1 protein-coding gene is annotated in these 1,667 nt (G+C 64.4%); it reads right to left on the reverse strand.

The window, feature by feature from the left end:
- Positions 1-294: 294 nt before the first annotated feature.
- The gene (locus OOZ51_RS22340; protein ID WP_265982168.1) at positions 295-1,401 is read right to left on the reverse strand and encodes an IS110 family RNA-guided transposase; all 1,107 of its coding nucleotides are present in this window, start codon (positions 1,399-1,401) and stop codon (positions 295-297) included.
- Between the last annotated feature and the right edge of the window lie 266 nt (positions 1,402-1,667).

A 1,667-nucleotide genomic window follows, 5' to 3' on the forward strand; every position in this document is an offset into this window, starting at 1 on the left:
AACCCTAATATGTGGTTGGTTCCGTCAAGGGGCGGGGAGAAGCGGTCCCGGGGGTTGCTTTCTTGGTGTTGGCCGTGTCGTTGTGGCCGGGGTGTCTGTGCGGGTGCTCAGCGTGTCGTTGGCGACGGCGTGGTCAGACTAATATGCGCGGGTTGGTTACCGCAGGGCGAAGGTGTTCGGCTGGAGCATATCGCTTCTCTAGGGTCGGGCGTGGCCGTTGGGGGCTGCCCATAGGGTTGACGCGAGTTCACTCCACGCGCTGCGAGGCACCCGGGCCAGACATCCCGGAGTTTTTCAGGTTCGCGGCCGCGCGGCGGCCGATTGTGCTTCGCTGGCCAGGGACCAGCACCATCCTGCCAGTTCCCGGGCGATGGCGACATTCGCGACCACAGGCCGTTTCCGGTGTTCCAGATAGACGAGCCAGCGATCATGCAGGCGGTGGTTGCCGGCTTGTCCGCGGGCCCGGGCTGTGGGGGTCGCTGCTTCCCAGCGGGTGCGCATCACTATTGATGGGTGCGTGTAGGGTCTGCGGTGGTGCCATGCGGCTTCGATCAGCAGCCGTCGGGCGTGGGTGTTGCCCGTCTTGGTGATGCCGCCTTGGGAGCGGCGTTGGCCTGAGGAATTCTCCGTAGGTACCAGGCCCAGGTAAGCGCCGATCGTACGACCGGTGAAGCGGTTCCAGTCCCCGATCTCCACGGCCAGACCGAACGCTGTGAGTGTGGAAATCCCGCGCAGGCATTCCAGCGCCCTGACGACGGGGGTGTATTCGCTGTCGTAGGCGATTTTCGTGATGGCTGCATCCAGGCGGTCGCGTCGGGCCAAAGTTTCGGTGACGGACTGCAGGGCCAGGTCGAAGGTCAGCTGCAGGGCCGGGGAGTCGAAGCGTTGCCGGTAGAGCCAGGACATGTGGGCCTGGGTCCAGGTGTCCCCGCCGCTGTAATGAATGCCTTGGCGCAGCAACAGTTTCGAGACCCGGTGCCGGGCCCGCATCAGGTCCCCGCGGGTATCTTCCCTGGACCGCATCAGGTCCCTGGCCGCCTCCTGGGCGGGATCCGGGACGGTGACTTCGGTGATCTCATCCAGCTTTAACAGCCGGGCTAGGTGCAGGGCGTCGTTCCGGTCCGTTTTCACCCTGTCCCCTGGCGGGCGTTGAAGCTTGGACGGAGCCGCGACCACGCAGTCAACACCGGACTTCCTCAGGAACCGGGCCAACACGAACCCTGTCGGTCCGGCCTCGTAAACCACCCGGCACGGGCCAGCCAGGCCCTGGATCCAGGCCAGAATCTCGCCATGATCCGGCGTCAGCCGGGCCCGGATAATCTCACCCGTCTGACCATCGATCGCGCACGCAACAACCGAGAGGGCGTGGACATCCAAGCCGACGTGAGTACGCTCGTGCATAGCTGGAACCTCCAAACTTCAAATGTGGCTCTGCCCCAATGGATTAAGTCTGGGGGACAACCCACGGGAGATTGAAGAGAAGGTTCCAGCCCACCACTTCCTGGTCCTTCTGATGGAGGCCATTCACGCCGGGGCAAGGTCCCGGACCGCGGCCACCCGAAACTAGTCACACCCCCAGGCCGGGGTCCGGAACCGCCCGGCGACAATGGACGATCAGAAGGACCAGAACCCAACCCGGGCCGCAACCCTTCACACATATCGTCTAG

Source organism: Arthrobacter rhizophilus, assembly GCF_026241105.1.
In the GTDB taxonomy this organism is placed as follows: domain Bacteria; phylum Actinomycetota; class Actinomycetes; order Actinomycetales; family Micrococcaceae; genus Arthrobacter.

Coding starts and splice junctions, on each gene's coding strand:
- OOZ51_RS22340 (WP_265982168.1), bottom strand. CDS start 1,401: ATGCACGAGCGTACTCACGTCGGCTTGGATGTCCACGCCCTCTCGGTT.